Below are 26,454 nucleotides of genomic sequence, written 5' to 3' on the forward strand. Positions count from 1 at the left end.
GCGCCACGATGACCGTCGTAGAGGACGACAGGATCGAGCTGGCCATGAGCGAGAACGACGTGCCCTTGGACAAGCTGTTCGAGTGGCTTGAGATCGCCCCCGAAGGACACAAGAGCGAAGTCGTCGGCGGGGTCGTCTTCATGGTTCCGCAGCGGGACACACACTGGGACATCACTCGCCGGATCGTCCGCGCCCTGGAGGATCAGTTCGGATTGGACGTGAAGGTGAAGTCGGACGTACGCATCGACTTCCCCGGCGAACGCAACGCGTTCTGCCCGGACGTCGCCAAGATCAGGGACGACGCCGAGAAGAACGACAAGGGCCGCTGGAACTACGAGGACGTGGAGTTCGTCGCCGAGGTGATCTCCAAGGGCACCGGCATCAACGACTACGGCCCCAAGAAGACCGCCTACGCCACCGCCGGTGTCCCCGTCTACGTCATCGCCGACCCCTACACGGGCCGGTGCATCGCCTACACCAAGCCCGAGGACGGCGACTACACCGAAGAGGTGCGGGTCCCCTTCGGCACCGACCTCGACCTGACCAAGACCCCGCTGGAACTCGTCCTCAAGACCGACGGCTTCCCCCGCGACTGACACGGGGCAAGCCGTCGGCCGGCCCGCACGGCGGTGCGCCGGCTCACCCTCGCCCAGGCCCTGACGAAGCCGTCACCAGGCGAAGGCCTCCGGCGAAGGCCCCGGGCCCGGGAAGATCTCGTCGAGGGCGGCCAGCAGCTCCTCGCCGAGCGTCAGCTCCACGGCGCGCAGGGCGCCCGTCAGCTGCTCCGGAGTGCGCGGGCCGATGATCGGGCCCGTCACGCCCGGCCGGGTCAGCAGCCAGGCCAGCGCCGTCTCGCCCGGATCCAGATCGTGCTTGGCGAGCAGGTCCTCGTACCGCCGGATCCGCTCCCGCGCCGCCGGATCGGCGAGCACACCGGACGACCGGCCGCCCGCACGGCGCCCCTCCTTCGCCGTCTTGCGCAGCACACCGCCGAGGACGCCGCCGTGCAGCGGGGACCAGGGGATGACCCCGAGCCCGTACTCCTGCGCGGCCGGGATGACCTCCATCTCGGCGCGCCGCTCGAAGAGGTTGTAGAGGCACTGCTCGCTGACCAGGCCGACCATCCCGCGCCGGGCGGCGGCCTCGTTGGCCTGGGCGATCTTGTAGCCGGGGAAGTTGGAGGACCCGGCGTAGAGGATCTTGCCCTGCTGGATCAGTACGTCGACGGCCTGCCAGATCTCGTCGAAGGGGGTCAGGCGGTCGATGTGGTGGAACTGGTAGACGTCGATGTAGTCCGTGCCGAGGCGCTTCAGGCTGCCCTCGACGGCCCGCCGGATGTTCACGGCGGACAGCCGGTCGTGGTTGGGCCACACCTGCCCGTCGACGCCCATGTTCCCGTACACCTTGGTGGCGAGGACCACCTTGTCGCGGCGGGACGGGTCCGCGGCGAACCAGGAGCCGATGATCTCCTCGGTGCGGCCCTTGCCGGCCGTCTGCCCGTAGACGTTCGCCGTGTCGAAGAAGTTGAGGCCCGCGTCGAGCGCGGTGTCCATGATGGCGTGGCTGGTGGCCTCGTCGGTCTGGGGACCGAAGTTCATCGTCCCGAGGACGAGCCGGCCGACCTTGAGTCCTGTGCGTCCGAGCTGCGTGTACTCCATGGCGCTCAAGCCAACGCCTTGGAGTCCACTCGAAGCAAGGGCTTCCTACGGATCGCTGCGGCGCGCTACGGCTTGCCAGGCTTGCCGCGACCGCGTGCCACGGCCTGCCACGGCCTGCCGCGGCCTGCCGCGGGGTCTACAAGCCGGCCACCGACGCCACCGCGATGATCGCGAACATCAGTACGAGCACGCCGGCCATGATCCGGTTACGGGTCTTCGGGTCCACCCTCCGAGACTAACCCGCCCCTTCCGCCGACCCGCCCAGGGGCCACGTGGCGATCGTCTCGTAGCGAGGCTGCTCCCCCGGCACTCCGCCGCCGGGCAGGTTGCTGCGCACCAGGGCGAGCTCCGAGACCTGCCACCGGGAGCCCTCGAAGGCGTCGAGCCGGGCGACGAAGGGCCGCAGGTCCAGGTCGGCGGCGCGGGAACGGGCGACGGTGAGGTGGGCCTGGTAGCGGCGGTGCTCGTCCATCGGCACCCCGGCCCGGCGGGCGGCGGCGTCCGCGCGCTCGGCGAGCAGCCGCATCTCGTCGAGCCCGCCCGCCGCGCCGGTCCACAGCACCGCCCGCCCGAAGTGCCCGCCGCCGTGCAGCCGCAGCGGGAAGGGTGCGGTGCGGTGGGCGGCCCGCCCGAGCCGGGCGGTCAGGTCGGGCAGCAGGGCGTCGTCGACCTCGCCCATGAAGGCGAGGGTGAAGTGCCAGCCGGGCCGGGAGGTCCAGCGCAGCCGCTCGGCACCGGGCAGTCGCGTGAGGAGGTCCACCTCGCGGGCGAGCTCGGTGAGCTGCGGGGGCGGCGGCAGAACGGCGGCGAAAAGCCTCATGGGGTGAGTCTGGCAGGCGGACGCGGCAGCCCCTAGCCTCGGCGGGATGAACTCCGGGATCAAGATCAGGCAGGGCGGGCGCGAGGACGTTCCCGTGATGCTCGGGATATTCGACAGCGCCGTGGCGTGGCTCAACGGGCGGGGCATCACGGCCCAGTGGGGCACCGATCCGTTCAGCGCGCGGCCGAAGACGGTGGAGATGGTCGAGCAGGTCGTCGCCGAGGGAAACCCCTGGATCGCCGAGATCGACGGCACGCCCGTGGGCACCCTCACCCTCACCCCGCACCCGGGCACGTACGTGGCGCCGGCCACCGAGCCGGAGCGCTACATCCGCTTCCTCGCCACCCACGGCCGCTTCCACGGCCACGGCGTCGGCGCGGCCCTCCTCGCCCACGCCGCCGACGAGACCCGCCGCGCGGGCGTCTCCCTGCTGCGCGTGGACTGCTTCGCCGGCAGCGAGGGCCGCCTGGTGGAGTACTACGAGCGCCAGGGCTTCACCCGTACGGAGTCCTTCACGGTGGGCGACTGGCCGGGGCAGGTGCTGGAACGGCGGGTCTGACGGCCCGAACACGACACCAGGGGGCAAGCGGTTGTACGGGGGCGGGCCCGGGTCCGTCGTGGACCCCGGCCCGTGCCCGTAACCCCCGTGCCCGTAACCCCCGGGCCCGCTCCTACACCGGCGCTCAGGTCCGGTCCTTCGTCGGCCCCGACCCCGTGCCCGTAACCCCGGCCCGCTCCTACGCCGCCGTCGCCAGGCTCTCGCGGCGCCCGTTCGGGACGAAGCGGACGCTCGGGTGGCCGTGGTGCCAGCCCACCGCCACCTTCAGGCCGCCGACCCGGGCCAGGACGAGGCCGATCGCGGCGGCTGCCGCGAGGGAGACCAGGCCGCCGGTGGCGAAGCCGACGCGGGGGCCGTAGGTGTCGGTGACCCAGCCCAGCAGCGGGGCACCGATCGGGGTGCCGCCGGCGAAGACCATCATGTAGAGGCTCATCACCCGGCCCCGCATGGCGGGGTCCGTCGCCATCTGGACGGCCGAGTTGGCGCTGATGTTGACGGTGAGGCCGATCATGCCGATCGGTACGAGCAGCAGCGCGAACAGCCAGAACGACGGCGACAGCGCCGCCGCGATCTCCAGGACGCCGAAGACACCGGCCGCGACCACCAGCATCCGCAGCCGGGTCGAGCCGCGCCGGGCGGCGAGCAGCGCGCCCGCGAGGGAGCCGGCGGCCATCAGGGTGTTGAGGAAGCCGTAGGTGCCGGCCCCGACGTGGAAGATCTCCTCCGAGAAGGCGGTCAGCCAGATCGGGAAGTTGAACCCGAAGGTGCCGATGAAGCCGACGAGGACGATCGGCCAGATCAGATCGGGCCGCCCGGCGACGTACCGCAGTCCCTCCCGCAGCTGGCCCTTGCCGCGCGGGGCGCGCTCCACCTTGTGGAGTTCGCTCGTCCGCATCAGCAGCAGGCCGGCGAGCGGGGCGAGGAAGGACAGGCCGTTGATGAGGAAGGCCCAGCCGCTGCCGATGGAGGCGATCATCAGGCCGGCGACGGCGGGCCCGACGAGCCGGGCGGACTGGAAGTTCGCCGAGTTCAGCGAGACCGCGTTGCGCAGCTGGGCGGGACCGACCATCTCGGAGACGAAGGACTGCCGGGTCGGGTTGTCGACGACGGTGACCATGCCGAGGAGGAAGGCGACCAGGTAGACGTGCCACACCTGGACGTGCCCGGACAGGGTCAGCGCGGCGAGGGTCAGTCCGCACAGGCCGAGCGCGGCCTGGCTGACGAGCAGGATCCGCCGCTTCGGGTAGCGGTCGGCGAGGACGCCGCCGTACAGGCCGAACAGCAGCATCGGCAGGAACTGGAGGGCCGTCGTGATGCCGACGGCGGCGGCCGAGCCGGTGAGGCTCAGGACCAGCCAGTCCTGGGTGATCCGGGCCATCCACGTACCGGTGTTGGAGACGATCGCTCCGGTGAAGAACAGCCGGTAGTTCCGGATCGCGAGCGAGGAGAAGGTCCCCTTGCCCGGGCGGGTGCGCGGGTGCGCGTCGGTATCGGGTTTGTGGACGGGTGCGGAGTCTGCTCCGGGTCCCGTACTCAAAGTGCGTCGCCTCCTTGGGTCCAGGTCTACAGGTGGGCGAGCTTCTCCAGGACGGGGGCGGCCGCGCGCAGCTTCGCCCATTCGTCCTCGTCCAGACCTTCGGCGAGGGATGCCAGCCAGGCGTTCCGCTTGCGGCGGGACTCCTCGAGCATGGCCTCGGCCTGCTCGGTCTGGCTGACCACCTTCTGCCGGCGGTCGTCGGGATGCGGCTCCAGCTTGACCAGGCCCTTGGCCTCGAGCAGCGCGACGATGCGGGTCATCGACGGCGGCTGGACGTGCTCCTTGCGGGCCAGCTCACCGGGGGTGGCGCGGCCGCAGAGCGACAGGGTGCCGAGCACCGACATCTCGGTGGGGCTCAGCGATTCGTCGACGCGCTGGTGCTTCAGGCGTCGGCTCAGCCGCATCACAGCGCTGCGGAGTGCGTTCACGGCCGCGACGTCGTCGGCGGTGCCGCGGGACAGGTCAGGCATGTTCCTTAGCGTAACTCATTACTCTAACTAAAGACCAATCGAAAACCTCTGGTCACCATTTGTCACCCATACGAGTGAGAGCGATCCGGAAAGTGACGCACTCGGGCCACTCATGGCGCGAACCTGACGGGCATGGAATCGACCGTGCTCAGCCTGCGCATCGACGGAGAGCTGCTCGAACGGCTCCGCGGACACGCCGCCAGAAGAGGAATGAGCGTCCAGGACTATGTCGTCCGGACGCTCATTCGGGAGGATTTCGACGAGCGGTTCCAGACCGCCGTCGAGGAGACGGAGAAGTTCTACGGGGCGGCCACGCGCCCCGCGATCACGTGAGGCCCGCGATCACGTGAGGCCCGCGATCATGCGAGCCGGTGGCCACGTGGGTCGGCCGATCACGTGAGGCCGGTCGATCACGTGAGGCCCAGGGCCGGCATCGCGTAGTAGAAGACGAAGACCGCCGACACCACGTACATCGCCACCGGGACCTCGCGGCCCCGGCCCGCCGCGAGCCGCAGCACGCTGAAGGCGATGAAGCCGATGCCGATGCCGTTGGTGATGGAGTACGTGAACGGCATCATCACCATCGCCAGGAAGGCCGGCACGGCGATCGTGAAGTCGCTCCAGTCGATCTCCCTGACCGACCCGGCCAGGATCAGGAAGCCGACCGCCAGCAGGGCGGGGGTCGCCGCCTGCGAGGGCACCATCGTGGCCAGCGGCGTGAGGAACAGCGCGACCGAGAACAGACCACCGGTCACCACCGAGGCCAGACCCGTACGGGCGCCCTCGCCGACACCGGCCGTGGACTCCACGAAGCAGGTGGTGGCGGAGGAGGAGGTGGCGCCGCCGGAGGCGACGGCCAGGCCGTCGACCAGCAGGACCTTGTTGATGCCCGGGAAGTTGCCGTCCTTGTCCATCAGCTTGGCCTCGTCGCCGACGCCGAGGATCGTGCCCATGGCGTCGAAGAAGCAGGACAGCAGCACGGTGAAGACGAAGAGGACACCGGTCAGGACGCCGACCTTGTCGAACCCGCCGAACAGGCTGACCTGACCGACCAGGCCGAAGTCGGGCGAGGCGACCGGGTTACCGGGCCACTCGGGGGTGGTGAGGCCCCAGGAGGGGACGGTGGCGACGGCGTTGATCACCATGGCCACGATCGTCATGACGACGATCGAGATCAGGATCGCGCCCGGCACCTTGCGGACGATCAGCGCGAGAGTGAGCAGGGTGCCCAGGACGAAGACGAGCACCGGCCAGCCGGTGAGGTGGCCGTCGCCGCCGAGCTGCAGCGGGACGGTGGTGTGGGCGGCGTCCGGGATGCGGGAGACGAAGCCCGAGTCGACCAGGCCGATCAGCATGATGAACAGGCCGATGCCGATCGCGATGCCCTTGCGCAGTCCGACCGGCACCGCGTTCATCACCCGCTCGCGCAGGCCCGTCGCGACGAGCAGCATCACGACGATGCCGGCGAGCACGACCATGCCCATGGCGTCCGGCCAGGACATCTTGGGCGCCAGCTGGAGCGCGACGACCGTGTTGACGCCGAGACCGGCCGCGAGCGCGATCGGCACGTTGCCGATGACACCCATGAGCAGGGTCGAGAAGGCGGCGGTCAGGACGGTCGCGGTGACGAGCTGGCCGCCGTCGAGCTGGTGCCCGTACATGTCCTTGGCGCTGCCGAGGATGATCGGGTTCAGCACGATGATGTAGGCCATCGCGAAGAAGGTGGCGAAACCGCCACGGACCTCACGGGCGACGGTCGAGCCGCGCTCGGAGATCTTGAAGAAGCGGTCGAGGGCGCCGGCCGGTCCCTGCGGGGCCGGGGGCTGCGGGGGCATGGCCTTGGCGGCGGCCGTGGTGCTCATGGGGGGTTCCTCTACGGAGGTGTGAAGACGTCCATTTGGCGGTTCATACGAAGGGAACCCGCCAGAGGCAAACCGTTTCAGTATGAACACATGAACGAGGACCAGTCCATCTCCGCGCGTAGACCGTACGAGGGAGCGGGAGCAGGAGCGGGAGCGTGCGGGGGACGGGGCCGGTGCCGACGACCGCACGAGGGACCGAAAACCGGCCGCCTAGACTGGCCGCATGGCGAAGTGGACACCGAAGTACGAGGCACCCGAGCCCCTGGAGGGGCCCGTCGTCGCCACCATCACCGGCGGCACGATCCTCTGGTTCGTCCTGTTCCTCGTCCAGGTCCCCTTCTACGGCTGGTTCGACGACCGCGACCTCACCTGGTGGGTGTGGACCTGCCTGGCGGGCGGCGGTCTCGGGCTCATCGGCATCTGGTACGTACGGAAGCGGGACGCGGCGATCAAGCGCCACGCGGCCGAGGCCGCCGAGCGGCAGGGGCCGGAGGCCGGTCCCGCGTAGTGGCCCCCGGCACCCAGTGGCCCCGGCGCCTCGTAGGACCGGGCACCCCCTCCCGTAGGCCGGGCACCCGCCCCGTACTACCTGGGGACCATTCGTGTCCTCCCCCGGTCCGATCTTCGGGCTTCTCGGCGGGTGAGCGGCCCGGTCCGGTCGTAACGTCGAGAACATGAGTCAGCGGGCGAAGATCGACACCGACGGAAGCGAGACGGCGGGCGGAGCCGCGACCGCCAGTGGCGGGCCCGGGGTCGGGGTCGGGGACCCGGACACCTCGCCTCCCGTCGTGCACCGGATCGCCGGACTGACCTCCGCCGAGGTCGCCGAGCGGGTCGCGCGCGGGGAGGTCAACGACGTCCCGGTCCGCAGCTCCCGCTCCACCGCCGACATCATCCGCGGCAACGTCTTCACCCGCTTCAACGCGATCATCGGCGTGCTGTGGGTGATCATGCTCTTCGTCGCGCCGATCCAGGACAGCCTCTTCGGCTTCGTGATCATCGCGAACACCGGCATCGGCATCATCCAGGAGCTGCGCGCCAAGAAGACCCTCGACGGGCTCGCCGTCATCGGCGAGGCCAGGCCCACGGTCCGCCGCGACGGCATCTCCGCCGAGATCTCCACCTCAGAGATCGTCCTCGGCGACCTGATCGAGCTCGGCCCCGGCGACAAGGTGGTCGTGGACGGCGAGGTCGCCGAGGCCGACAGCCTGGAGGTCGACGAGTCACTGCTGACCGGCGAGGCCGATCCCGTCGTGAAGCAGCCCGGCGACCGGATGATGTCGGGCTCGTTCGTGGTCGCGGGCGGCGGCGCGTTCACCGCCACCAAGGTCGGGCGCGAGGCGTATGCCGCCCAGCTCGCCGAGGAGGCCTCGCGCTTCACCCTCGTCCACTCCGAGCTGCGCTCGGGCATCTCCACGATCCTCAAGTACGTGACGTGGATGATGGTCCCCACCGCCATCGGCCTCGTCATCAGCCAGCTCGTCGTCAAGGACACCGACTTCAAGAACTCCGTCGCCCGCACCGTCGGCGGCATCGTCCCCATGATCCCCGAGGGGCTGGTCCTCCTCACCTCCGTCGCCTTCGCGATCGGCGTGATCCGCCTCGGCCGCAAACAGTGCCTGGTGCAGGAGCTCCCCGCCATCGAGGGCCTCGCGCGCGTCGACGTCGTCTGCCTCGACAAGACCGGCACGCTCACCGAGGGCGGCATGGACGTCACCGAGCTGCGCATGCTCAACGGCGCGGAGGAGGGTTACGTACGGAAGGTGCTCGGCGCCCTGGGCGAATCGGACCCGCGGCCCAACGCCTCCCTCCAGGCCGTCATCGACGCCTACCCGGACGCGGTCGACTGGCGCTGCGTCCAGGCGCTGCCCTTCTCCTCCGCCCGCAAGTACAGCGGCGCCGCCTTCAGCGAGGGCGACGGCCAGACCTCCACCTGGCTGCTCGGCGCGCCCGACGTGCTCCTGCCGGCCACGGACCCCTCCCTGGCCGAGGTCGACCGGCTCAACGAGCAGGGCCTGCGGGTGCTGCTGCTCGCCCGCACCACCCGGGAGCTCGACTCCCCCGACGTCGCGGCCGACGCCCGCGCCACGGCCCTCGTCGTCCTCGAACAGCGGCTGCGGCCGGACGCCGCCGACACCCTCGCCTACTTCGCCGACCAGGACGTCGCCGCCAAGGTGATCTCCGGCGACAACGCGGTCTCCGTCGGCGCCGTCGCCGGCAAGCTCGGCCTGCCGGGCGCCGAGCACACCGTCGACGCGCGGCGGCTGCCGACCGACCGGGAGGAGATGGCCCGGGCCCTCGACGACCACGCGGTCTTCGGCCGGGTCACCCCGCAGCAGAAGCGCGAGATGGTCGCCGCGCTCCAGTCCCGCGGGCACACCGTGGCCATGACCGGCGACGGCGTCAACGACGTGCTCGCGCTCAAGGACGCCGACATCGGCGTCTCCATGGGCTCGGGCTCGGAGGCCACCCGCGCGGTCGCCCAGATCGTGCTGCTCAACAACTCCTTCGCGACCCTGCCGTCGGTGGTGGCGGAGGGCCGGCGGGTCATCGGCAACATCACCCGCGTCGCCACCCTCTTCCTGACGAAGACGGTCTACTCCGTCCTCCTCGCCGTCCTGGTGGTCTGCTCCCAGGTCGAGTACCCCTTCCTGCCGCGGCACCTCACCCTGCTGTCGACCCTCACCATCGGCGTCCCCGCCTTCTTCCTGGCCCTCGCCCCCAACAAGGAGCGCGCCAAGCCCCACTTCGTACGGCGGGTGATGCGGTACGCGATCCCGGCCGGCGTCATCGCCGCGGCGGCCACCTTCACCAGCTACCTCCTCGCCCGCCACCACTACACGGGCCCCGGCGCCCTCGACGCCGAGACGAGCGCGGCGACCCTCACCCTCTTCCTCGTCTCCATGTGGGTCCTCGCGATCATCGCCCGCCCCTACACCTGGTGGCGCATCGCCCTGGTCGCCACCATGGGCGGCGCCTTCCTCCTCGTCCTCGTCGTCCCCTGGCTCCAGGACTTCTTCGCCCTGAAGCTGGTCGGCGTGACGATGCCGTGGGCTTCGGTCGCGATCGCGGCGACGGGGGCGGCGGTCCTCGAGTTCGCGTGGCGGTGGGTGGGACGGAGGTTCCCGGCGTAGGGAGCGGGGCGGGGGGCCGGGGGGCGGCAGCACGTCATGCGGCGCCTCTGCAGTCGCCGCACATGGCGTCGGAAGCGTGACTGCGGAACGCCCGCTCGCACCCGTCGCAGGTGATCAGCGGCGGGGCCATCGGCACGGGGGCCGCGACCGGAAGCGGTGGCGGGAGGAGGGTGGCGAGCCGGTACGCGAGGAACCGGGCCGGGTGGTGGATGGGCACATGGCCGGGCGGCAGGGCCGCGGTGAGCGTACGGGTGATCTGCTCCGGGCTCGCGGACCGGCCGAGCCATCGGTCGACGGCAGGTGCCAGCTCGCGTACGTCGCGCCAGGACAGCAGCAGCCGGGAGTCGACGGTCCGCAGCCGGGCGAGGATCGCGACGGCGGGCCCGTCGGGCGGGGGCGGGGCGGCGGTCTCCGGCCTTGGCTCCGACACGAGCTCGGGTTCGGGCTCGGGGTCGGGGTCGGGCTCGGGCTCGGGCTCGGGCTCGGGCTCGGGGTCGGGCTCAGGCTCGGGTACGGGTGCCGGGCCTGCCGTCGTGGTGCGGCCACGGCCCGGCTTGTCGTACGAGATCACCCGCGTCGCGAACCGACCGCCCCCGAGCGGCACCCGCCTTCGCTCCAGGTACCCGGCGGCCACCAGCTCGTTGAGCGCCCGCCGGATGGTGATCTCGCCCTCCCGGAAGCGCAGGGTGAGCCGCTTGACGCTGACGTCGGCGCCGTCGGGCAGCGACTGGATGTGCACGGCGAGCCCGATGGCCACGGCCGACAGGCTCGGATGCTGGGCCAGGTGATGTCCCACGACGGTGAACCGGTCGCGGTGCCGGTGCCGTACGCGGATCACTCCTGAGCGTGGCGCGTCGGCGGGAATCTCGAACAGGACGGGGGACGCGGACACGGCCGCGTTAGACTGCGGATCATCCATCGGGAAGGTACTGCTTCCTGGTTGGTAGGCCCTCGTCAGGATGCCAGTCCTGCCGGGGGCCGATTTGCATATGCCAGTCGGTCGAGGCCGACCGTACCGCACCCGTCCGGTCACCGGACACTCCTTCACCCGATCGTGTAATCACGGCAGTTGGCGCCGGCGCGGGGGACGGAGGGGGTGGGTTTGGTGTTTCTCTCCCATCGTTCTTTAAAGGGCGCCGAGCGCCGCCGGGGCCCTGCCCGCCACGCCCCGGTGGCATCGGAGAAGCGAGCGCGAATCAGCTCAGGAACGTCCGGCGCCACTCCAGCGGCGACATGGTCAGCGCGGCCTCGGCGAGGGCCTGCGCGGAGGCGGTCTTGAGGCTGTTCAAGGACGTGTCGATCCAGTCCTGAACCAGGGTGTTTCCCTGCGCCCGGTACTCCACGGCCTGCACCAGACACTCCAGCTTGTCGGCGTCCCTGGCCACGATCGCCTCGGGGCTCTCCTTGGCCTCGTACTCCTCGACCACCCGCTGGACCCCGTCCCGCACCGCCGGATGGGCGGCGGACACCTGGTCGGCGGTGACCGTCTGGTTGGTGGCGGCGTCGATGTAGCGGCGGCCGATGTGGGGGATGTCGCCGATCCGCGTCTCCTGCGTGTCGTGGAACAGGCACATCAGCGCGACCTTCGCGGGATCCACGCCCTCCATCATCGCGAGCACGGCACCGATGATCCCCACCCTGAACGAGTGTTCGGCGATCGACTCGGGATTGTTGTTGCCGGTGAACCACCACCCGGTGCGCTTGGCGTTCTTGAGCACGCCCATCTCGAAGATGAACCCGGCCGTGCCCTCGGCGTTCGCCGTGTCGTCTGCCATGTGGTGACCTCCGGTGTCAGATGCGATCCAGCAAAACGTAATGCAGGGAGTGCAGTTCACGACGTGCCCTCCGGGAGACGCCGCCACTGTCCAGGAGGCGCGCTGCACGGTCCGCCAACTCGCGAGCCAGGACAGGGGATGCCTGGGGCAGCCACGGATGTGCGGTGATCAGCGCCCACAGGGTATGCACATATAAGTCGACATATCCGGGAGCGTGGTGCATCCCGTAAGCCAGTCCTCGAAGCACCGTCATGGGGTCCCAGGCGACGAGCTCCCGATCACGCATGAACTCGTCATCGGTCTGCGGTAGGCGCACACCGCCGAGCCAGTACGCCCAATAGTTGAGGTTGGCGGTTTCCGCGACGTCGTCACCGGCGAGCGATCGCTCGATGAAGTCCAACAGTGGCTGCGGATCCCCTAGACGGGCCACGCCGTCGCGGTCGAACGGGCTTCGGCCCAGTGTTCCGACCAGCCGCGACGGGCAAGCGCCCCTCGACGGGCGTGAAGGGCATGTGCCATCCAGGAAGCCGCTTCCGCGCTGCGGTCGTACGAGGCCAGATAGAGCGCTTGGCGGTGCAGGAGCGCGCCGCCGCCCGGCCGCCGTGCCGCCTCGGCGACTTCACGCAGGTGGGCGAAGAACAGACTCCGGTCCGCCGCACCGAGCAGTGGGGCAGGCGATGCCGGCCCGCGCCTGGGGCGGGGAAGGCGGTTTCTCAGTGCCGGAGGCGTCACCCCGTTCAACGCCCAGGCAACCATGTGAGCCGTGTCCCGTGTGTGGACCCAGGACGCAAGCGGGTGCAGGCCGAAGCCGTCCGTTCCCAACGCGGCACCGATGATCTGATCGGCGTCCATCGCCGAGTCCAGCAGACCGACCACCACCGCGTCCGCACCCAGGACACCCAGACGACGCCGAAGAGTCAAAAGTGCACCGGCTTTCACGTTCGCCAGCGGCCTGCGTCCTGACTCCCAGCCCTGCAGCGTGCCCAGATCCACCCCGAGGGCTTCTGCCATCGCCGACTGCGTACGGGGGATGCTCTCCCGCGCCAAGCGGAGCACGAAACCCGCGACAGATCCAGTGGCCCCACGTCCCCGTGTGGACGGGTTCACCGCCATATCCAGCTCCCTGAGAGCGCTGTCTCCCCCAACACGTACTGCCAGTCAGTCCTACCGCGTCTGCACCGACCGTACGTTCAAGATGCGAGAACGACCGGCGGTCTCGCGGGTTATGGGCACTGTCGCTCCGCGTCCTCCGACCAGAAAGGACTCAGCAGATGACCACGTCCGATCCACCCCCGGGCGCCCCGAGCCGCGCACTTCGCCTCCGCGCGGCCGACGGCTGGGAGAGGTTCATGCGGCGGGTCGAAGCGAGGGGCGAGCACCCGGTCGGGCCGGACGGAGTGGAGGACCACCCGCTGCTGAACGAGACGGTGCGCGATGTCGCCTCCGGTTGCGAGGGAACGCTGACCGCCGTTGTGCACGAGGTCCACAAGGACGGCCGCGTGGTCCGCATCGCTTACATCCGACCCGCGTCCGGCGTGGAGTTCACCACGTCGGCCGACAACATCCATTCAGCAAGGAGTCACACCATGTCCAACGCCAACGAAAGCGGAAGCGGTAGCGGAGGAAGCAGCGGCGGGGGAGGAAGCCACGGCGGAGGCTCCGCACCGATCTCCACCCCGCCCCCGCCACCTCCCTCCAACCCGGACACCAGCACGCCCCCCGGCGGCGGAAAGCACCGCTGACCCATGACCGCGACAGCACACCAGGCGCGCCCCGGCCGTACCGAGCTGGGGCGCCGCCTCATCGCATCCGGAGCCCTCTCCTCCGACTGGGCGCCTACGTTCGCCGCCGTCGACCGGGCTGCCTTCCTGCCCGACGTCATGTGGCCGTTCACCCCGGACGGCCGTCCACCGGCTCCCGTGGACCGGCGCAGCGCCCCCGCCACCTGGTACGAGTACGCCGACTCCGATCTGCCGATCGTCACGCAGTGGGACGACGGTGACCACCGGGGAACCGAACCGGGCACGGTGGCCACCTCCTCCTCGTCGCAGCCGAGTGTCGTCTTCCGGATGCTCGGCGCCCTCGACGCCGACGCGGGCATGAGCGTGTTCGACGCGGGCACCGGCACCGGCGAGACGGCTGGGCTCCTCGCCCACCGGTGCGAGGCGGGCCGTGTCACCACCTCCGACATCGACCACCGGGTGTCGGCCACCGCCCGCGAACGGCTGCGTGAACTGGGTCTGCACGTTCGCACCCTCGCTGGAGACGCCCTCACCGGCGCACCCACAGGCGCCCCGTACGACCGGCTGCTGTGCACGTTCGGTGTCCGCACGATCCCCTTCCCCTGGCTGGAGCAGGTCCGGGCGGGCGGGGTGATCGTCGCCCCGTACGGAACCCACTACAGCCACCGCGACGCCGTCGTGCGCCTCACCGTACGGGCCGACGGCACCGCCTCCGGCCCCTTCGTCGCTCCGGTGGAATTCATGAAGGCGCGGGCCCACCGACTCCCGTGGCCGAACGCCCAGGAGTACGTGAAGCACTGGCCCTCGCCGTCACGCACCGATATCCAGCCCGAGCAGCTCGATGCCGCCGCGTTCGTCATCAGCCACGCCGTACCCGACATCACCCACACGACCCACACCGAACCCGACGGCGCACCGACCGCCTGGTTCTACTCCCTCACGGACCGGTCATGGGCGGCCGTCCGGTGGACGAGCGGCGACGGCCGGGACGGCGAGGTCTACCAGCAGGGACCGAGACGCCTGTGGGACCGGGTCGAAGCCGTGCATCGTTGGTGGGAGAGGCAGGGGCGGCCGGGGCTCGAACGGTTCGGCCTCACCGCGACTCCGGACGGAGTCACGCCATGGCTGGACGGTCCCGCGGACCCCCTCCCCGGCCGACACGACAGTCGCCAGAGGGAGTGACAGACTGAAGACGAACCACGTCGTACGGGTGGAGGTCCGTGACAGGACGCCCCGGCGACGCCCCATCTCCCTTCAGCACACTCGCCTTGGCCGGTCGCGTCAGGGACGCGGTCCCGGCGGGGCGGGGAAGAAGCCTGAAATGACCACGACCAACAGCCACGTCAAGCGCGGCCAGCCGCCGCGTGCCAGCACCGTGATGGATCTGGGGAACGACCACGCCCTGCAGATCCTCGACTTCCCCTCCGGGATGCGGGCGATCGTCGAGGGCGGCCGGGCCGTGGAGCACCTGCCCGCCACACCGGGTGAGGCCGAGGCCCCGCCCGACGCCGGTAAGCAGGAGGCGGGTGAGCGGGCCGCCGGCTACGAAGACGCGGCGGTGCGCACCACCGATGAGCAGATCTGGTTCAAGAACACCTTCTGCAACGGCGCCCAGGCCTGTGTCCAGGGCTGGGACTGGGCGATCTGCGGCACGAACCGTGCCGTCGGCTACGGGACCGGGATCGCGATGGTCGGCTCGGAGGGGTCCCGTAACGCCACCCTCTTCGTCGACGTGTGGGAGTGCGTCTGCGTCGGCCCGTTCTGCCTGGGCGGCACCGAGTGCTTCTGGGTGCAGAACTGGCACGGCGCCGTCGTCCCCGGTCACTGGCTGTCCGTGAACACGAACGCGCCGGATCCCAAGTGGTTGCGGTGGCGTCTGGAAGGGGCGGGCGGCGACACCCAGGTGAGTCTCGCCGCCAAGTACTGAGCCCGCCGCCCCTCCCCCGGTCCGGCTAGTCGAACCACCTGTCGCGGGCCAGTTCCGCCGTCCGGGACGGGTCCTCCAGGAGGGCTGCCACCTCGAAGCGGCGGGGCCACTGGCCCGCGGCCCAGGCGAGGCCCGCGGCGACGCCTTCCAGGGTGGCGGCGTGGATGACGCCGTCGGGGGTGCGGCGCCAGTCGAGTTCGACGCCGGCGGCGCGCAGTTCGTCGTGCTCGACGTACGTGGCCGGGGTCGCCGGGCCGAGGAGGGCGTGGACCGCGGGCGGGACCTCGTGTTCCTCGCCGACCGTCGTCACCTCCGCCTCGACCGCCTCGCTCAGGCGCCGGACCTGGAACAGTTCGGCGAGGTCGGCCGCGCGGGACGGGGCGACCGGGAGCAGGGGCAGACCGGTGGTGAGGGGCAGCAGGTCGGGGGCGTCGGCAACCAGGGCGTCGGCCGCGTCGACGACCACCAGAGCGCCGTCCACGACCGCCCGCAGCTCGTCGGGCAGGGTGACCTGGTCCGGGTCGAGGTCGGCCAGGGCCGTGTACAGGGCGTGCAGTTGGGCTCCCGAGACCTCGCGCGACGGGTCGGCGAGGCGGGCCAGGAGTTCGGCGGCGCCGCCCGGCTCGTCCAGGAGGGCGTGGACCGAGGTCCGTACGCCCAGCGCCCGCAGCACCTGCTCGTCTTCAAAGCCGGTCGCGTCGGCGGAGTCGTACAGGCCGATCAGGAGCGGGTCCGTGCCGGCGGCCCGCAGGCCCGCCGGGCGGCGGCCGTCGAGGACGGGGTGGTCGCGCAGCCACCAGGCGGTGTACGACCGCACGGCCTCCGTCGTCCCGTCCGGCAGCAGCACCCGCACCGGCTGCGTCAGCGCGTCCCGCAGCGGCGGCCGCGCGAGCAGGGCGAGCGCCTGCGGCCAGGCGTCGTCGTCGACCAGGTCCAGATCCCGTACGGCGACGATCTCCGTCGCCACCGGCGGCACCGGCGTCTCGGGCAGCCGGTCGAGCACGTCCTCGCACCACACGTCGACGGCGTCGAGCAGCCCGGCGTCGTCCGGCTCGGCGAAGTCGCCCTCGCGGGGCTCCAGTTCGTCCGGGTCGAGCACCAGGTCGGTGGCCCGTACCAGCTGGAAGTCGGCGAGCACACCGCAGGCGGCGAGCGGCTGTTCACCCCAGCGCTCGGCCAACTCGGCGTCGACAAAGGCCAGTTCGCCCTCGCGCATCACGGACGCGAACGGCGAGCCGGGCATGACCAGTTCCCCCGCCGGGGCGAGCTCGCCGTCCTCGTCGGGCAGCGCGAGCGCGCCCAGCCACGGCTCGTCGCCGGGGGCGAGGTCCGCGTCCCGTACGAGGGTGAGCACGGTCTCCGCGAGCTCGTCCGCGTCCAGGGCGTCGGCGTCCTCGTCCCAGATCTCGCCCGCGTCGAGGGAGGCCGCCACCGCCGCCCGCACCTGCGGTGTGGTGAGCACCGCGCGCGGCGTCGCCGGTACGGCGCCCAGCTTCTCCAGGATCGGGTGCGCCGCGTCCGGGTGGGCGACCTTCAGACCGAGCCGGGCCAGGTCGACGGGCGTGTGGTCCTGCGGCAGGAGGACCTGACGGGGACCGATGGTCGTGCGGACCCGGGCGGCGAGCGGGATCTCCTCGTCCTCCCCTGCGGCCGGGGCGAGAGCGTCCGTGTCCGCCGCGTCCGGGGCCGCCTCCGGTGCCGTGGGCGCCGCGCCCATCAGCGGCACCGGCAGGCCCGTCAGGCGGTCCGGGTCGACTCCCGCGAGCGAGTCGTAGAGCCGCCACCACCACTGCGGCGACCGGTGGACGCCCGCCAGCCGGTCGATCGCCTCCGTCAGCGGCAGCCGGCCCACCCCGAGGGTCCGCAGCTCCGTACGCCGCTCCAGGCCGGCCGGCAGCAGCGTCGGGAACACCTCCGCCAGCACCGCGACCGTGTCGGCACCCGCGCCTTCCACCGCCTCCGCCTCGATGGGGCGCAGCGCCGGCAGCTCCTCCGACGCGGCGGCCGGCGCCAGGAACGCCACCCGCGGCAGCCGCTCCAGTACGGCGGCGCGCAGCGCCCCGTCGAGGGCGCCCTTGCCGAGCGGCCCGGGAACCAGGTCGAGGGTGCCGGTCGTCACCGGCTGCCAGTCCGCGAGCAGCTCCGCGTACGCCTCTCCGGCCCGCTCCACCAGGAAGTCCGTGAGCGGGCCCGGCGCGGGGTGACGGCGGGCCGTGTCCAGCGGGAAGGACGCGATGAGCAGGGCGGGGATGCCGAGCGGCTCGTCGGTGGGGGTCGGGGCGTGGACGACGGGGGCGGTGCGCGGGTACTGCGGCGCGCCCTCCTGGTCGACCGGTACGGCCCAGGTCACCGACCAGTGCGGGCGGAGCCGCTCCTCCACGGGGCGGTCCTTCAGCAGCTCCGGGTCGAGGGGCCCGGCATGGCTGACGGTCCGCCAGCGCTGGGTCAGGGTCACCGAGTCGGCGGTGTCGGTGATGTGGACGTAACCGTCGCGCTCGGTGCGGGTGAGGGTGCGGACGCGGCCGTCCGCCGTCTCGACGACGATCTCGGTCAGGCCGGGCAGGGTGAGCAGCAGGGCGTCGTCGACGGCGGCGAGGAGGCGTTCGGCGAGGTCGACGGCGGCGGCGTCGCGCAGCGGGAGGACGACGACGGTGTCGTAGCCCTCGGGCGCGGTGCCCTCGGCGGGCAGCGGAAGGCGCAGGAGCGGCACGTGGCCGTCGCGGCGGCGCAGTTCGTCACCCAGGCCGGGGCTGTGCCGGGCGGTCTCGGCGGCCAGCTCGCGGGCCTCGGCGAGGGACCAGCGGACGCCGCCGTGGCGGCCGAGGACGGCCGGTTCGTCGGTGACGGCGAGCACGGCGGCGAAGCCGACGCCGAACCGGCCGACGGCGCCGGCGTCGCGCTCCGACCGCTTGGCGGACGCGCGGAGGGTCGACAGCGACTCGACGCCGGCCGCGTCCAGCGGGGCGCCGGTGTTGGCGGCGGCGAGGGCGGCGGGGCCGTGGGCGTCGGCCGGGTGCAGGGTGAGGCGGAGCCGGCCGGTGACGCCGGCGCGGCGGGCGGCGTCGGCGGCGTTCTGGGCCAGCTCGACGACGAGGCGGTCGCGGTAGCCGCCGAGAACGAGGTCCTCCTCGGCGTTGGCGTCCTCGCGGAAGCGGGCGGGGCCGGCACCCCATGCGTCGAGCACGCCTCTACGGAGCCGTGCGGTACCGAAAGGGTCGGCTCCGTCGGTCGACGTCCTGACGCTGACGCTCACGTCTGACTCCACTCTGCGGTACGGGGATGTGGCCGGGGCCCGAAGGTACCGCGCCGTGGGCCACGGGGGCGCCCACCCCCGGCTCGGTGTGGGGCGTCCCGCACATCGCGACGCGGGGTCAGGGGACTTGTCACCCCACGCGTGGGGGGCCGGCGTCCGGCCGCGTGGGACCGCGTCCCGCCCGTGGGGCCGGCGGCCGGCCCGTGGGCCGTGGCCCCGCCCGCGTGGGTCCGCGTCCCGCCCGGAAGGGCCCAGTCCCTCGCCGTTGGGACCGTCGCCCCGGGTCCAGGCAGGCCACGCCCCGCGCCGACCACGTGAGCCTCGGTGCCACGCCCGCGTGGGCAGTCGTCCCGCCGAAGCGGGGCGCGCCCCGCCGTGCGTCCCGACGCCCCCGGCCCAGGCAGGCCACGCCCCGCGCCGACCACGTGAGCCTCGGTCCCACACCCGCGTGGGCAGTCGTCCCGCCGAAGCGGGGCGCCCCGCCGTGCGTCCCGACGCCCCCGGTCCAGGCAGGCCACGCCCCGCGCCGACCACGTGAGCCTCGGTCCCACGCCCGCGTGGGCATTCGTCCCGCTTGGGGGTCCCCCCAGGGCGAAGCCCTAGGGGGAGGGACGGGTGGGCACACGGGACGGCGCCCATGCGGGCGCGTTCCGCACCTGCGCCTGGACCCGCACCATGAGTACGCCGCACCAGTGGTGCGGGTCAAAGCACCAGGAGCCTAGGCCCGGCAAAGGGCGCCGTTCCGTTGTGCCCACCCGTTCCGCCTGGGGGCACCCCCGGACGAAGTCTGGGGGAGGAACGAATGCCCACAACGGAGCGGGGCTGGGCACCGCCCCACCGGGGCGCGGCCCGCGGCGGGGGGTCAGCCACCCGGCCGGGCCGTCCCCGGCGGCGCCAGGCGCAGCCCCGCCCCCGGGGCACGCCCCTACGAGTGGCCCAGGTCCTCCGACGCGTCCGGTTCCGTCGTGGAGCCGGAGTCCTTGGCCGGGCGGAGGGGGAACTCGTCGGCGGCCATCGAGTCGAGGACCGGCGGGGCCGGGCGCGGGGGCTTGGGCATGACGGCGGCCTCCGAGTGGCCGCCGCAGCCGTACGAGAGGGAGACGACCCGCCCGTCGGCCGGCGAGAACTCGTTGGCGCAGACGCCGAACGCCTGCTTCAGGGACCCGGCCAGCGGCACCAGGAAGGCGCAGGAGACGCAAGCGGCGGGCGCCGCCTGGGCCATCGGGGTCTTCGCGCCGAAGGCCTCGTCCCAGCGGTCCGCGGCGGTGTGCAGCCCGTAGCGGGACAGCACCCGGGCCCGGCGCATGCCGAGCTCCTCGGCGACCGCGGCGATCGCGCCCCGCGACGGCGTACGGGAGGTGATCTCGGCGTCCTCGGCGTCGAGGTGCTCCTCCATCTCCTCCGTGACGGCCGAGTTCGGCGGCGGCTCGTCCTCGCCCGTGTAGCCGGGCTCCAGGCGCAGGTCGTCCTGCTCGGTGGGCAGCAGGTCGCCCGGGCCCAGGTCGCCGGGCCGCAGCCGCTCGCTCCACGGCACCCACTCGGGGGCCAGGAGGGCGTCCGGGCCGGGCAGCAGGACGGTTTCGTCAAGCGTGACGTTCTTCGCGCGGGAGGCCCGGGTGACGGTGACGGCCCAGCGCCAGCCGCGGTAGCCCGGCTCCTTGCACTCGAAGAAGTGCGTGACGACCCGGTCGCCCTCGGCGACGACCTCCACGTGCTCCCCGACCACGCCGGGCGCGGCCGCCTCCTCGGCGGCCTCCCGGGCGAGGTCTACGGCCTCGGCGCACAGACGGTCGGGGGTACGCGTGGCTCGCGGGGTACGCGGGGTACGGCTTCGCGTCGTCGCAGCACTCACAGGTCTCGCTTCTCTCCTACGCCGTCTCACGGGTGCGCCGGCCGAGGAACGGGAGCGAGCGGGAGCGAAGTCCGGGGCCGTGGGCGGAGCGGACCAGAGGGCCGCATCGACGTCCACGCCCGACATGTCTCTCGTGCTTCTCGCGTGTCTCGGGCACACCTATCGTCATCCATTCTGCGGGATGCCGAAGAGGCGCGCGGCCGAGAACATCCGCCGGTGACGCGCTACGCACGCTACCCCGTTCGCAGCGCTCAGCCCACCTGCCCGACCCAAGTGGCCCGCATCGCGGACCTCGGTCACCGCCTCCCGGGCCCCGTCATCGGTTCGTACGGCGGGTCGTGGGGCACTATGACGGAGTGGCAGCCGCACGGTCTTCCGCACGATCGCACGATCATGCCGGGCCGCTCAGCCGAGCGGGCCGGAAGGTGGGTCGCGCCCTGCACCTGCCGTTCACGGGCACCGCGAAGGGCATCAGAAAGGCCACGCACGCGCACGGCGCGGGCGAGTCGGGGCTCGGGAAGCTGATCGAGCTGCACGCCGTCAACGGCGCCGGCGACGTCATGATCACCGTCGCCCTCGCCTCCACCGTCTTCTTCTCCGTGCCGACCGACGAGGCCCGCGGCCGCGTCGCGCTCTACCTCGCCATCACGATGGCCCCGTTCACCCTTCTGGCTCCCGTCATCGGCCCGCTGCTCGACCGCATCCCGCACGGCCGCCGCGCGGCCATGGCGGGCGCGATGCTGACCCGGGCGGTGCTCGCCGTCGCCATGTCCGGGGCCGTCGCCACGGGGGGCATCCAGCTGTATCCGGCGGCGCTCGGCGTGCTCGTGGCGTCGAAGGCGTACGGGGTGGTGCGCAGCGCCGTCGTACCGCGCCTGCTGCCACCGGACTTCTCGCTCGTGAAGGCGAACTCGCGGGTGACGCTCGCCGGTCTGCTCGCCACCGGCATCGCCGCGCCCGCCGGGGCGGCGCTCCAGCTCATCGGCCCCGGCTGGCCGCTGTACGGGGCGTGCGCGCTGTTCCTGCTGGGGGCGTTCTGGGCTTTCCGCATGCCGCACAAGGTGGACTCGGCGAAGGGTGAGCGGCGCGCCCATCTGCTGACGCACGGCGAGAAGAGGCCGAGTCTGCGGACGGTCGGGCCGTCCGTGCTGCACGGGCTCCAGGCGAACGCGTCCCAGCGCATGCTGGCCGGTTTCCTGATCTTCTTCCTGGCGTTCCTGCTGCGGGAGCATCCGCTGCCGGGGCAGAGCGCGGCGGTGTCGCTCGCGATGGTGGCGGTGGCGGCGGGCGTCGGCAACGCCTGCGGGACGGCCGTCGGCTCGCTGCTGAGGGACCGGGGCCACGGCCCCGAGGTGATCATCGCGACGATGGTGTCGGTGGTGCTCGGCACGGCGATCTGCACGGCGGTCTTCTTCGGCGGCCTGATGGTGGCGGTGCTCGGCGCGGTGGCGGGCCTCACGCAGGCGCTGTCCAAGCTGTCGCTGGACGCGACGATCCAGCGGGACGTGCCGGAGGCGGTGCGGACCTCGGCGTTCGCCCGTTCGGAGACGGCGTTGCAGATGGCGTGGGTGGTGGGCGGCGCCATCGGCATCTCCCTGCCGCTGAACGGGACGCTCGGCATGTCGGTGGCGGCGGGCCTGCTCGGGGTGGGCTGGCTGCTGTCCGTACGGGGCCTGCTGGCGGCCGCCCGCCGCCACCGGCGGCACGGCGACCCGGCGAGGGCCCGGGTGGCGTAGGGCCAGGGAGCTCAGGCGGACGGGGCCGACGGCCCAGGCGGGCCCCGCCGAGCGGGCCGCGTGGCGTGGGGCCCGAGGGCTCAGGCGCGCGGGCCGGGTGGCCCCGCCGAGCGGGCCGCATGGCGTAGGCGCCGGGCGGACCCGCCGGCCCGGCAGACGAGGCCCGTCGCCCAGGCGGACCCCGCCGGCGCGGCCCGGGTGGCGTAGGACGCGAGTGGCGTCGGGCGGCACGCCGTACCCCCGCGTGGCGTGAACGCGGCGGCCCGATAGCCTTCGGCTCATGACCGTTGCGTTCCTCACCCGCAAGCACCGTCGGGCCACCGCGGCCCTCGGGGCCGTCTCCGCCGGGCTCCTCGTCCTCTCCGCCTGCGACAAGCCGTCCCCGGTTGCGACCGTGACGGTCGGCTCCACGTCGGTGAACTCCGAGGCCGCCTGCTACGACGACGGCAAGGCCCTCCCGGAGAAGAAGCTGTCGGAGTGCCTCAACAAGCCCGGCAAGTCCGTCTCCGTCGACCCGAGCGACCGGGTCCGCTTCGGCGTCGACCCGGAGGTCGCCGAGAACGGCTGGACGATCTTCCTGAACGGCCAGAACGTCGAGCCGGAGCCGTTCACCAAGACGTACCGCTCCATCCAGGCCAGCGCCTTCTTCAGCAACCAGATGGGCGAGCCCTCGGACAAGACGAAGGTCACCATCGTCGAGAACTCCGGCAAGAAGGTGACCGGCATCTGGTCCTTCGAGTTCAAGAAGAAGTCCTGACCTGTCCTCTCGCATCCTGGTCGTGACGGCCGTGGCGGCGGAGGCCGACTCCGTCGCCACCGGCCCGGCCGTCGACGTACCGCTGCCCGGCGGCTTCACCCTGCGCCGCCACCTGCCCAAGGCCGCCGGCAAGGGCCCCGTCGTGGACGTCCTCGTCGCGGGTGTCGGCCCGGCCGCCGCCGCCGCGGCCACCGCGACCGCCCTCGCGCACGCCACCACCCACCGCCCCTACGGCCTCGTCGTCTCCGCCGGGATCGCCGGCGGCTTCCGGCCCGTCGCGCCGCTCGGGACCGTCGTCGTGGCCGACGCGGTCGTCCAGGCCGACCTGGGCGCGCGCACGGCCGACGGCTACCTGGCCGTCGAGGAGCTCGGCTTCGGCCGCTCCGCGCACCGGGTCCCGGAGGGACTGACCCGGGCGGCCGCCGACGCGCTCGCCCACGACGGGCCCCCGCACGTCGTCGGCACCGTCCTCACCGTCTCGACCGTCACCGGCACCGCGGACCGCGCCGCCGAGCTGGCGGAGCGTCACCCGGGGGCCGCGGCCGAGGCCATGGAGGGCTTCGGGGTGGCGGAGGCCGCCGCCGCGTACGGCGTGCCCGTCATGGAGATCCGCGCCGTGTCCAACGCCGTCGGCCCGCGCGACCGCGCCGCCTGGCGGATCCCCGAGGCCCTGGACGCCCTGCGGCGCGCCTTCCGGCTGCTGACCCCCACCGTCTTCGCGGACCGCGCCGTCGTGGACACGGTCCTCGCCGGCCCCGACCCGGCCCCGGACCTGGACCCGGCCTCCGACCCGGACCCGCACCCGGCCTCCGACCCGGACTCGCACCCGGCCTCCGGTCCCGTCCCGGCCCCGGACCCGTACCCGGACCCCGAGGGAATCCCGCAGTGAAACTGAAGATCGCCTACTCGCCCTGCCCCAACGACACCTTCGTCTTCGACGCCTGGGCGCACGGCCGGGTCCCCGGCGCGCCGCGCCTCGACGTCACCTTCGCCGACATCGACCTCACCAACGGGTGGGCCGAGCGCGGCGACGCCCCGTACGACGTCCTGAAGGTCTCGTACGCGGTGCTGCCCTGGATCCTCGACGAGTACGCGCTGCTGCCCTGCGGCGGCGCCCTGGGCCGCGGCTGCGGGCCGCTCGTGCTCACCCGCGAGGCGGGCGATCCGGCGGAGCTCGCGGGGAAGACGGTCGCGGTGCCGAGCGAGCGTTCGACGGCCTATCTGCTGTTCCGGCTGTGGGCGGCGGACAGCGTCCCGGGCGGGGTCGGCGAGGTCGTCGTGCTGCCCTTCCACGAGATCATGCCGGCCGTGCGCGACGGCAAGGTCGACGCCGGGCTCGTCATCCACGAGGCCCGCTTCACGTACAAGAACTACGGGCTGCACGCGCTCGCCGACATGGGCGAACACTGGGAGCACACCACCGGGCTGCCCATCCCGCTCGGCGCGATCGTCGCCCGGCGCTCGCTCGGCGCCGACACGCTGCGGCTGCTCGCCGAGTCGGCGCGGGCATCGGTCCGGATGGCCTGGGACGACCCGTCCGTCTCCCGCCCGTACGTACTCGAACACGCGCAGGAGATGGACCCGAAGGTGGCCGATCAGCACATCGGCCTCTACGTCAACGAGTTCACCGCCGACCTCGGCGAGACCGGCTACGCGGCCGTGCGCGGGCTGCTCACGCGCGCCGCGGCCGAGGGGCTCGTACCGCCCCTCGGCCCGGACGCGCTGCGGTTTCCGTAGCGGCGGACCGTCGGTCGTCAGACGTCGAGCTGGTCCGCGACCGCCCGCAGCAGACCGGCGATCTTCTTGCCGTGGACCTTGTCGGGGTAGCGGCCGCGCTCCAGCATCGGCGTGATGTTCTCCAGGAGCGTGGTCAGGTCCTGCACGATCGACGCCAGCTCGTCGGGCTTGCGGCGCTGCGCCGCCGCGACCGACGGGGTCGGGTCGAGGACCGTCACGGAGAGCGCCTGGTCACCGCGCTGCCCGGCGACCACGCCGAACTCCACGCGCTGCCCCGGCTTGAGGGCGTCGACTCCGGCGGGGAGCACCGACGAGTGGACGAAGACGTCGCCGCCGTCGTCGCGGGAGAGAAAGCCGAAGCCCTTCTCGCTGTTGAACCATTTGACCTTGCCGGTAGGCACGTCCGTCCTCGTCCTCGTACTCGATGGGTGCGCCGGGGTCCCGGCTCCGTGTGGGAAAAGAAATACAGCGGGTCACCGACCACGCCGGCATCAAGGCTAATGGGCTGTGGCCCGGTGACAAGACGCCACCGGTCCGTTCCCCTCGGCCAGGGAACTACCCTGGCCGAATGCTTCGTGAAACCCCTTCGGCCCCCTCGGACGACCGCGCCCCCGGAGACGGGCTCGTCCGCGCCGGTGCGATCGTCTTCATCGTCGGCGCGGTCGCGACGCTGGTCACGGTGGCTCCGCTGTTCCTCGGCACCGACCCGTTCCCCACGGTCGCCTACCTCGTGTCGATGCTGATGGGCGTCGGCTTCCTCGTCGCCGGCGCGGGCGTGTTCCGCTCGATCGCCGTCCAGCGCCGCCGGGCCAGGGCCGTGCAGGCGGCGACCGGTCAGCCCAGGTAGCCCTCCCACCAGGGCCGGAAGTCCGTCAGGTCGGCCAGCACGACGTCCGCGCCGGCCGCCCGCAGCTCCTCGGCCCCGCACGGGCCCGTGGCCACCGCGACCGACAGCGCGCCCGCGGTCGCCGCGCCGCGCACGTCGCCGGTGTGGTCGCCGACGTACACCCCGGCACCGTGGGCGCGCAGCGCCTGCGCCTTGCCCTCGGCCCACAGTCCGCCGATGACGGCGTCGGGCTCGATGCCGAGGTGGGCGAGGTGGAGCCTGGCGTGCGGCTCGTTCTTGGCGGTGACGACGATGGTCCGGCCGCCCGCCTCGCGAACGGCGTGAATCGCATCCCGCGCGCCGGGCAGCGGAAGGCTCGGCTCTATCGCGTACGACGGGTAGAGCGCCCGGTAGCGCGCCACCATCTCCTCGACCTGCTCCGCGGGGAACCACTCGGCGATCTCGTGCTCCAGCGGCGGTCCGAGCCGGGAAACGGCCAGGTCCGCGTCGATCGCGACGCCGGTCTCGGCGGTGAGGGCCACATAGGCGGCCCGGATGCCGGGGCGGGAGTCGATGAGGGTCATGTCGAGGTCGAAGCCGACGGTGGGCGCGGCGGTGAGCGTGCCGGGGCGGGCGGCGGCGCGGGGCGATTCCATGGGGGCCATTGTGCCGGTGGTCGAGAATCGGCCACTGTCTAGACTTAGCCGAGCCTTACCGAACCCGAGGCCGAAGCCGAGGACCGAACCCGAGGACCGAAGCGTAAAGCCGAGGACCGAAGCCTCACCGAGCCGAGCCCTCACGCCTCACCG

General features: G+C 72.5%; 25 protein-coding genes. 12 read left to right on the forward strand and 13 right to left on the reverse strand.

Annotated elements, in window-relative coordinates:
• Positions 1-8: 8 nt before the first annotated feature.
• Positions 9-596 (forward strand): Uma2 family endonuclease, encoded by a 588-nt coding sequence (locus tag ABTZ91_RS01255; RefSeq protein ID WP_352075006.1) that lies wholly within the window; start codon positions 9-11, stop codon positions 594-596.
• A 72-nt stretch (positions 597-668) separates the two neighbouring features.
• Here ABTZ91_RS01255 and ABTZ91_RS01260 read toward each other — a convergent pair whose 3' ends face one another.
• Both ABTZ91_RS01260 and thpR read right to left on the reverse strand, forming a co-directional pair.
• Positions 669-1,658 carry an aldo/keto reductase gene (locus tag ABTZ91_RS01260; RefSeq protein WP_352075007.1) on the reverse strand — a complete coding sequence of 330 codons (990 nt, stop codon included), beginning with the start codon at positions 1,656-1,658 and terminating at the stop codon, positions 669-671.
• 235 nt (positions 1,659-1,893) lie between these two features.
• Entirely contained in the window at positions 1,894-2,478 is a 585-nt protein-coding gene (gene thpR, locus ABTZ91_RS01265; protein WP_352075008.1) for an RNA 2',3'-cyclic phosphodiesterase, read from the reverse strand.
• Positions 2,479-2,524: 46 nt separating this feature from the next.
• Here thpR and ABTZ91_RS01270 point away from each other — a divergent pair, with 46 nt between their 5' ends.
• Entirely contained in the window at positions 2,525-3,037 is a 513-nt protein-coding gene (locus ABTZ91_RS01270; protein WP_352075009.1) for a GNAT family N-acetyltransferase, read from the forward strand.
• Between the two features lie 178 nt (positions 3,038-3,215).
• On the opposite strand, the gene ABTZ91_RS01275 is transcribed toward ABTZ91_RS01270, so the two are convergent.
• Both ABTZ91_RS01275 and ABTZ91_RS01280 read right to left on the reverse strand, forming a co-directional pair.
• Entirely contained in the window at positions 3,216-4,574 is a 1,359-nt protein-coding gene (locus ABTZ91_RS01275; RefSeq protein ID WP_352075010.1) for an MFS transporter, read from the reverse strand.
• 26 nt (positions 4,575-4,600) lie between these two features.
• The gene (locus tag ABTZ91_RS01280; RefSeq protein ID WP_352075011.1) at positions 4,601-5,044 is read right to left on the reverse strand and encodes a MarR family transcriptional regulator; all 444 of its coding nucleotides are present in this window, start codon (positions 5,042-5,044) and stop codon (positions 4,601-4,603) included.
• Positions 5,045-5,176: 132 nt separating this feature from the next.
• On the opposite strand from ABTZ91_RS01280, the gene ABTZ91_RS01285 reads away from it, so the two are divergent.
• Positions 5,177-5,377 (forward strand): ribbon-helix-helix protein, CopG family, encoded by a 201-nt coding sequence (locus ABTZ91_RS01285; protein WP_345486498.1) that lies wholly within the window; start codon positions 5,177-5,179, stop codon positions 5,375-5,377.
• A 77-nt stretch (positions 5,378-5,454) separates the two neighbouring features.
• Here ABTZ91_RS01285 and ABTZ91_RS01290 read toward each other — a convergent pair whose 3' ends face one another.
• Positions 5,455-6,906, reverse strand: a complete 1,452-nt coding sequence (locus ABTZ91_RS01290; protein WP_407077876.1) for an NCS2 family permease — start codon at positions 6,904-6,906, stop codon at positions 5,455-5,457.
• 223 nt (positions 6,907-7,129) lie between these two features.
• Here ABTZ91_RS01290 and ABTZ91_RS01295 point away from each other — a divergent pair, with 223 nt between their 5' ends.
• Entirely contained in the window at positions 7,130-7,414 is a 285-nt protein-coding gene (locus ABTZ91_RS01295; RefSeq protein ID WP_352075012.1) for a DUF2530 domain-containing protein, read from the forward strand.
• A 166-nt stretch (positions 7,415-7,580) separates the two neighbouring features.
• On the forward strand, positions 7,581-10,040 hold the full coding sequence (locus ABTZ91_RS01300; RefSeq protein ID WP_352075013.1) for an HAD-IC family P-type ATPase: 2,460 nt from the start codon (positions 7,581-7,583) through the stop codon (positions 10,038-10,040).
• Between the two features lie 34 nt (positions 10,041-10,074).
• Here ABTZ91_RS01300 and ABTZ91_RS01305 read toward each other — a convergent pair whose 3' ends face one another.
• From ABTZ91_RS01305 to ABTZ91_RS01320, 4 genes are all read right to left on the reverse strand, one after another.
• Entirely contained in the window at positions 10,075-10,932 is an 858-nt protein-coding gene (locus ABTZ91_RS01305) for a hypothetical protein (RefSeq protein WP_352075014.1), read from the reverse strand.
• Between the two features lie 304 nt (positions 10,933-11,236).
• Positions 11,237-11,815: an HD domain-containing protein gene (locus ABTZ91_RS01310; protein ID WP_352075015.1), complete on the reverse strand. Its 579-nt coding sequence runs from the start codon at positions 11,813-11,815 to the stop codon at positions 11,237-11,239.
• Between the two features lie 16 nt (positions 11,816-11,831).
• Positions 11,832-12,215 carry a hypothetical protein gene (locus tag ABTZ91_RS01315; RefSeq protein ID WP_352075016.1) on the reverse strand — a complete coding sequence of 128 codons (384 nt, stop codon included), beginning with the start codon at positions 12,213-12,215 and terminating at the stop codon, positions 11,832-11,834.
• 17 nt (positions 12,216-12,232) lie between these two features.
• Entirely contained in the window at positions 12,233-12,826 is a 594-nt protein-coding gene (locus ABTZ91_RS01320) for a hypothetical protein (RefSeq protein ID WP_352075017.1), read from the reverse strand.
• 734 nt (positions 12,827-13,560) lie between these two features.
• Between ABTZ91_RS01320 and ABTZ91_RS01325 the strand changes: the two genes are divergently transcribed.
• Both ABTZ91_RS01325 and ABTZ91_RS01330 read left to right on the forward strand, forming a co-directional pair.
• Positions 13,561-14,739 (forward strand): methyltransferase domain-containing protein, encoded by a 1,179-nt coding sequence (locus tag ABTZ91_RS01325; RefSeq protein WP_352075018.1) that lies wholly within the window; start codon positions 13,561-13,563, stop codon positions 14,737-14,739.
• A gap of 139 nt (positions 14,740-14,878) precedes the next feature.
• The gene (locus ABTZ91_RS01330; RefSeq protein WP_352075019.1) at positions 14,879-15,484 is read left to right on the forward strand and encodes a hypothetical protein; all 606 of its coding nucleotides are present in this window, start codon (positions 14,879-14,881) and stop codon (positions 15,482-15,484) included.
• A gap of 25 nt (positions 15,485-15,509) precedes the next feature.
• On the opposite strand, the gene ABTZ91_RS01335 is transcribed toward ABTZ91_RS01330, so the two are convergent.
• Positions 15,510-18,749, reverse strand: a complete 3,240-nt coding sequence (locus ABTZ91_RS01335) for a sacsin N-terminal ATP-binding-like domain-containing protein (RefSeq protein ID WP_352075020.1) — start codon at positions 18,747-18,749, stop codon at positions 15,510-15,512.
• Between the two features lie 913 nt (positions 18,750-19,662).
• A complete protein-coding gene (locus ABTZ91_RS01340; RefSeq protein WP_352075021.1) occupies positions 19,663-20,589 on the reverse strand; it encodes a DUF3027 domain-containing protein in 927 nt (308 codons plus the stop codon).
• A gap of 356 nt (positions 20,590-20,945) precedes the next feature.
• Here ABTZ91_RS01340 and ABTZ91_RS01345 point away from each other — a divergent pair, with 356 nt between their 5' ends.
• The 4 genes from ABTZ91_RS01345 (at position 20,946) to ABTZ91_RS01360 (ending at position 24,819) form a co-directional block, all read left to right on the forward strand.
• Complete coding sequence (locus ABTZ91_RS01345) at positions 20,946-22,325, forward strand: MFS transporter (RefSeq protein ID WP_352075022.1); 1,380 nt, start codon at positions 20,946-20,948, stop codon at positions 22,323-22,325.
• A 280-nt stretch (positions 22,326-22,605) separates the two neighbouring features.
• The gene (locus tag ABTZ91_RS01350; protein ID WP_352075023.1) at positions 22,606-23,082 is read left to right on the forward strand and encodes a DUF2771 domain-containing protein; all 477 of its coding nucleotides are present in this window, start codon (positions 22,606-22,608) and stop codon (positions 23,080-23,082) included.
• 1 nt (position 23,083) lies between these two features.
• Positions 23,084-23,971: a futalosine hydrolase gene (locus ABTZ91_RS01355; RefSeq protein WP_352075279.1), complete on the forward strand. Its 888-nt coding sequence runs from the start codon at positions 23,084-23,086 to the stop codon at positions 23,969-23,971.
• Positions 23,968-24,819, forward strand: coding sequence for a 1,4-dihydroxy-6-naphthoate synthase (locus tag ABTZ91_RS01360; protein ID WP_352075024.1), 852 nt, complete (start codon positions 23,968-23,970; stop codon positions 24,817-24,819). The genes ABTZ91_RS01355 and ABTZ91_RS01360 overlap by 4 nt, the downstream gene beginning before the upstream one ends.
• A 17-nt stretch (positions 24,820-24,836) precedes the next feature.
• Here ABTZ91_RS01360 and ABTZ91_RS01365 read toward each other — a convergent pair whose 3' ends face one another.
• Positions 24,837-25,220 carry a cold-shock protein gene (locus ABTZ91_RS01365; RefSeq protein ID WP_031073201.1) on the reverse strand — a complete coding sequence of 128 codons (384 nt, stop codon included), beginning with the start codon at positions 25,218-25,220 and terminating at the stop codon, positions 24,837-24,839.
• A 167-nt stretch (positions 25,221-25,387) separates the two neighbouring features.
• Here ABTZ91_RS01365 and ABTZ91_RS01370 point away from each other — a divergent pair, with 167 nt between their 5' ends.
• On the forward strand, positions 25,388-25,666 hold the full coding sequence (locus tag ABTZ91_RS01370; RefSeq protein ID WP_352075025.1) for a hypothetical protein: 279 nt from the start codon (positions 25,388-25,390) through the stop codon (positions 25,664-25,666).
• Here ABTZ91_RS01370 and ABTZ91_RS01375 read toward each other — a convergent pair.
• Positions 25,654-26,310: an HAD family hydrolase gene (locus ABTZ91_RS01375; protein WP_352075026.1), complete on the reverse strand. Its 657-nt coding sequence runs from the start codon at positions 26,308-26,310 to the stop codon at positions 25,654-25,656. The two genes, ABTZ91_RS01370 and ABTZ91_RS01375, sit on opposite strands and share 13 nt — an antisense overlap.
• Positions 26,311-26,454 lie beyond the last annotated feature (144 nt).

The organism is Streptomyces sp. NPDC126499 (assembly GCF_040302485.1).
Taxonomy (GTDB): Bacteria; Actinomycetota; Actinomycetes; order Streptomycetales; family Streptomycetaceae; genus Streptomyces.